Origin of the sequence: uncultured Aquimonas sp. (assembly GCF_937888285.1) — a bacterium.
In the GTDB taxonomy this organism is placed as follows: Bacteria; Pseudomonadota; Gammaproteobacteria; order Xanthomonadales; family Xanthomonadaceae; genus Aquimonas.
Window position 1 is genome coordinate 1 of the sequence record NZ_CALART010000003.1, and the last position, 4,239, is coordinate 4,239.

Below are 4,239 nucleotides of genomic sequence, written 5' to 3' on the forward strand. Positions count from 1 at the left end.
GGTGATTCGGGACATGGCCGCTCCTGCGAAAAGAAGGAGGGACATGGCCCCGAACGGGGACGCATGTCCCTCGTGGGGTGGGATGAAAGGACGGTGGGTTGCCAGGCGCGGTTCACCAGCCGTTGTAGTGCAGCGTGAGATCAGCGATGACCTGGCGCCGTTCCAGATCGAGGCCGCCGAAGTCGGACAGCCCCTCGAAGCCGCAACGCTTGAGCATCGCGCCGCCCTCGCGGGAGTTGTAGAAGCTCACCATCGCGGACAGGAACATGCGTTGACCGCTGCTCAGCACGCCCAGGGCGTCGTTGAGCATCAGCATGTTGGGCCGCAGGTCCCATTTGGTGGTGGCACGCTGCAGACCTTCGCGTGTGCCGTCGCCGAACCACTCGTGGCCGGCGATCTGCGCGCCGCGCTTCCAGGCCTCGAAGAAGGCCTGCGGTGCAGCGTCGAAGTGCGCCTGTTCCAGCGCCATCTGATCGAGCACGTCTTCGGGTAAAGACAGATTCATGAGAGAACTCCTTGAAGGGTGGGAATCAGGGGTGAGCGCGCTGTGTCCAGGCATGGGTATCCAGGGCGCGCTGTGCTGCGAGGTGGGTCGGGAAATACTCGACGGACTCCCGCGATACCGAGCCTTCGTCGTCTTGCGTGCCGATGTAGTGGCCGGCCGCGCTGCGCAGCACCTGTAGCGGCAAACGCTTGCCGGTCCAAGCCAGCGCCAGCGCACCACTGCGCACTGCGGTTGCGGAGGAAGATGCGGAAAGTTCAGACATGCCGTGCTCCTTGGTGGGTCGGGGAGCACGCATCCCGTAGAGGATGGGGTTCCCCTCGGGTGGTTGAGAAAAGTGCATCGTCGCCAGGCCGGCGAGCGTCCGCGGTGGGCGATGCGAAGCGGACTGGATCGGTCAACGCGGCGAACCGCGTTGCAGTCTTGAAGACCGAGACTGCCAGGGCATGCCGCTGACGACTGTCAGCAACGCATGGCGTGAGGATGGGCGCGAGGCATGGCTGCCGTCGCAGGGAAAACCGAATCGCGGACGGCCCGCTTTAGGGCAGGCCCGCGTCACGGGACAAGGCAAGGACCAAGGCGCCGAAGGCCACGCGGGCCTTCGGCTGGAGAGGAAGGAAAACCACCTGTGGGCTGCGTCAGCGCAGGCCGTCGTCAAAGCCGTTCGCTGCGTCAGCAATCGCACCCGGCCCGTTTCGTGGCTGGGGCCGGAAACCTCTGGCGTGCATCCACACACAAAGGGAGCCCGTTGTTCCGCCGGCGGGCACCGGCACGGAATACCCTCGGCCCAAGGGGCCTCCTCACGGCTCGCGCGGCGGCAAGGCGTCAGGAAGCCCCTCATGACCGAGGCAAAGCACACCGATCAAGGGAATGGCGGCGGGCGCGATTCGTGGAGCAATGACCTTCTCGCCCTGTCGCCCGATGGCGGGCAGACGGGGCGCGCACACCGTTGCAGAAGGAGACGCGCGCTTTGGAGTCCCGCGCGGTGCGGGACGTTTGCCTCGCCGCCAGTGAAGTCGCCGGCGCGGCAGGGGGGGGAAGCGAGGATCAGGACGCCTTGGAGGCAGCGCGCCGCTTGCGCGGTGCGCTGCGCCGGCCCGTCGGGGACTCGATCGGCAACGTGCCCTTGCAGTCCGGGTAGCGCGAGCAGGACCAGAACGCGCCGCTCTTGCCCGTGCGCTGCTGCATCGGTGCGCCGCACTGCGGGCAGGCCGGCGCCGGCGGCAGCTTGAGCGAGAGCGTTGCGCCGCGATACTGCTGCACGAGCTGGCCGAGCCACACGGACTGCTTCTCGATGAAGGTGTCCAGCGCCATCTGGCCGGCCTCGATCATGTCGAGCGCCTGCTCCCACACCGCCGTGGTGCCGGGGTCGGCGATGGCCGAGGGCACCGCGTCGATAAGCGTGAATGCCGCGTCGGAAGCGCGGACGGCACGGCCTTTCTTGACCAGGTAGCCGCGACCGATCAGACCGTTGATGATGTTGGCGCGTGTCGCCTCGGTGCCGATGCCGGTGGTATCTCGCAGCTTCTGTTTCAGGCGCGGGTCGGTCACGAACTTGGCGACGGTCTTCATAGCCTTGATCAGCTCGCCCTGCGTGTAGGGTTTGGGCGGCAGCGTCTTCAGCGCCTTGAGATCCACCTTTCCGACCGGGCAGGACAGGCCCGCATGCAGGGCGGGCAGCACCTGGCTGCGCTGCGCATCCTCGCCATCGGCATCGTCCGGCCCTGGCGTCGCCAGCACCTCACGCCAGCCGATGACGGCGATCTGCTTGCCCACGGCCGCCAGCGACTGACTGCCGCACGAGAACTGCGCCACCGTCCGGTCGAACTCATGGTGCGGGAGGAACTGCGCGAGGTAATGGGCGCGGATCAGCCGGTAGACGGCCAGCTCCTTCTCGTTCATGGCCGACAGGTTGGCGGGCTCCAGCGTCGGGATGATGCCGTGGTGAGCCGACACCTTGCCGTCGTTCCACGCACGCGAACGCTGTTGGCGATCCAGGCGCTCGATCAGCGGCCGCAGGCTGGGGTCGGTCTTGACCAGGCTGTCGAGTAAGGTCGGCACCTCGGCCAGCATGCTCTCGGGCAGGTAGCCCGAATCGGAGCGCGGGTACGTTGTCGCCTTGTGCGTCTCGTACAGCGCCTGGGCAATGTCCAGCGTCTCCTGCACGTCGAGGCCCAACTGCTTGGAGCACACCTCCTGCAGCGTGCCCAGGTCGAACGGCAGCGGCGGTGCCTCGCGCACGCGCTCGGTGTCCACCGACACGACCTGCGCATCGCGTGCCGCGCGAATGCGATCCGCAGCCTGCTGCGCCACCGGCTGCTGAAGGCAGCGACCCGCTGCATCCGTGCTGCCTTCGGGCGGTATCCAGCTCGCGGTGAAGGATTGGCCGGCATGGGATAGCAGCACATCCACGGCCCAATACGGCATGGAGACGAATCGCGCGATCTCGCGATCACGATCCACGACCAACTTCAGCGTCGGCGTCTGCACGCGCCCCACCGACAGCACGCCCGTATAGCCGGCCTGACGCCCCAGCAGTGTGAACAAGCGGCTCAAGTTCATCCCGATCAGCCAGTCGGCGCGCGATCGGGCGAGTGCGGAGAAATACAGCGGCAGCGTCTCGGCGGACGGCTTGAGCGCACCCAGCGCTTTGCGGATCGACGCATCGTTGAGCGCCGACAGCCACAGACGCTGAATCGGCCCGCGGTAGCCGCACAGGTCGATGATCTCGCGGGCGATCATCTCGCCCTCGCGGTCGGCGTCGGTCGCTATCACCAGCTCGCCCGCCTTGGCGACGAGCTGCTGCACGACCTTGAATTGCGCTGCGGTCGCCGCCTTGGGCTCGACACGCCAACGCTCGGGAAGAATGGGCAGTTGCTCGATGGCCCAGCGCTTGTACTGCTCGCCGTAGCCTTCGGGCGGAACCGCCTCGACCAGATGACCGATGCACCAGGTCACGACGACACCTGCACCGCTGTAGCAGCCGTTGCCGCGTTGGCCGGCGCCCAGCACACGGGCGATGTCCTTGCCCTGGGACGGCTTCTCGCACAGGAACACGCGCATGAAGCCTCCTTGGAAATGTGCGGTTCATCGGATGGGCGTCAGCTTGGCGGGGCCAGGAGATGCCGGCAGCAAGGAAGCTGATTGATGCAGACACCGCTTTGTGATCGGCAGGCGGCCCGTTGCCGCAGCGGTGTGCATAGACCGCAGGAGCTGGCACAGCAAGAGCGTCGTTTCGGGAGGGCGGCTGGAACTCCGTGGACGACCTTGGAGCTATCCCCTGGGGATAGCTCGCTGGTGCATCGCGGGCGTATGACGGTTGCTACAGCCGCCCTCGGGGGAACGGCGATGGGCGAATTACTGTCCGCCGGCCGGCTTGGTGCTGAGCGCCACCGACTCGATGCGGTACGGCAGGATGCCCACGCGCCGCGCCTCGACCTTGAACGTCACGCGCTCGTTCTCGTCGGCGTCCTCCCATTCGTCGCGCACGGTGCGGCCCTCGACCAGCACCCGCATACCTTTCTGGTACAGCGTCTTCCAGTGCACGGCGTCGCGGTGCCACAGCTCCACGGGCGCCCAGAAGCCGCCGCGATCTTCGTACTCGCCGTCCTTCTTCGGGATCGGGTTGTCGAAGTAGACGTTCAGGCGAAGCAGCCGGCGCGGCTCGTCGTTGCCGTTCGGAAATTCGCGGTAGTCCGGCGCAGAACCGATGTTGCCCTCGCCGACGAAGTGCGTGC

At 66.9% G+C, this 4,239-nt stretch carries 4 protein-coding genes; all 4 read right to left on the reverse strand.

The window, feature by feature from the left end:
• Positions 1–112: 112 nt before the first annotated feature.
• The gene (locus tag Q0654_RS00405) at positions 113–505 is read right to left on the reverse strand and encodes a hypothetical protein (protein WP_003141051.1); all 393 of its coding nucleotides are present in this window, start codon (positions 503–505) and stop codon (positions 113–115) included.
• A gap of 25 nt (positions 506–530) precedes the next feature.
• On the reverse strand, positions 531–767 hold the full coding sequence (locus Q0654_RS00410) for a hypothetical protein (RefSeq protein WP_298849349.1): 237 nt from the start codon (positions 765–767) through the stop codon (positions 531–533).
• Positions 768–1,549: 782 nt separating this feature from the next.
• Positions 1,550–3,565 (reverse strand): DNA topoisomerase III, encoded by a 2,016-nt coding sequence (locus tag Q0654_RS00415; protein ID WP_298849350.1) that lies wholly within the window; start codon positions 3,563–3,565, stop codon positions 1,550–1,552.
• 294 nt (positions 3,566–3,859) lie between these two features.
• A partial coding sequence (locus Q0654_RS00420; protein WP_298849352.1) for a single-stranded DNA-binding protein occupies positions 3,860–4,239 on the reverse strand: 380 nt, incomplete at its 5' end.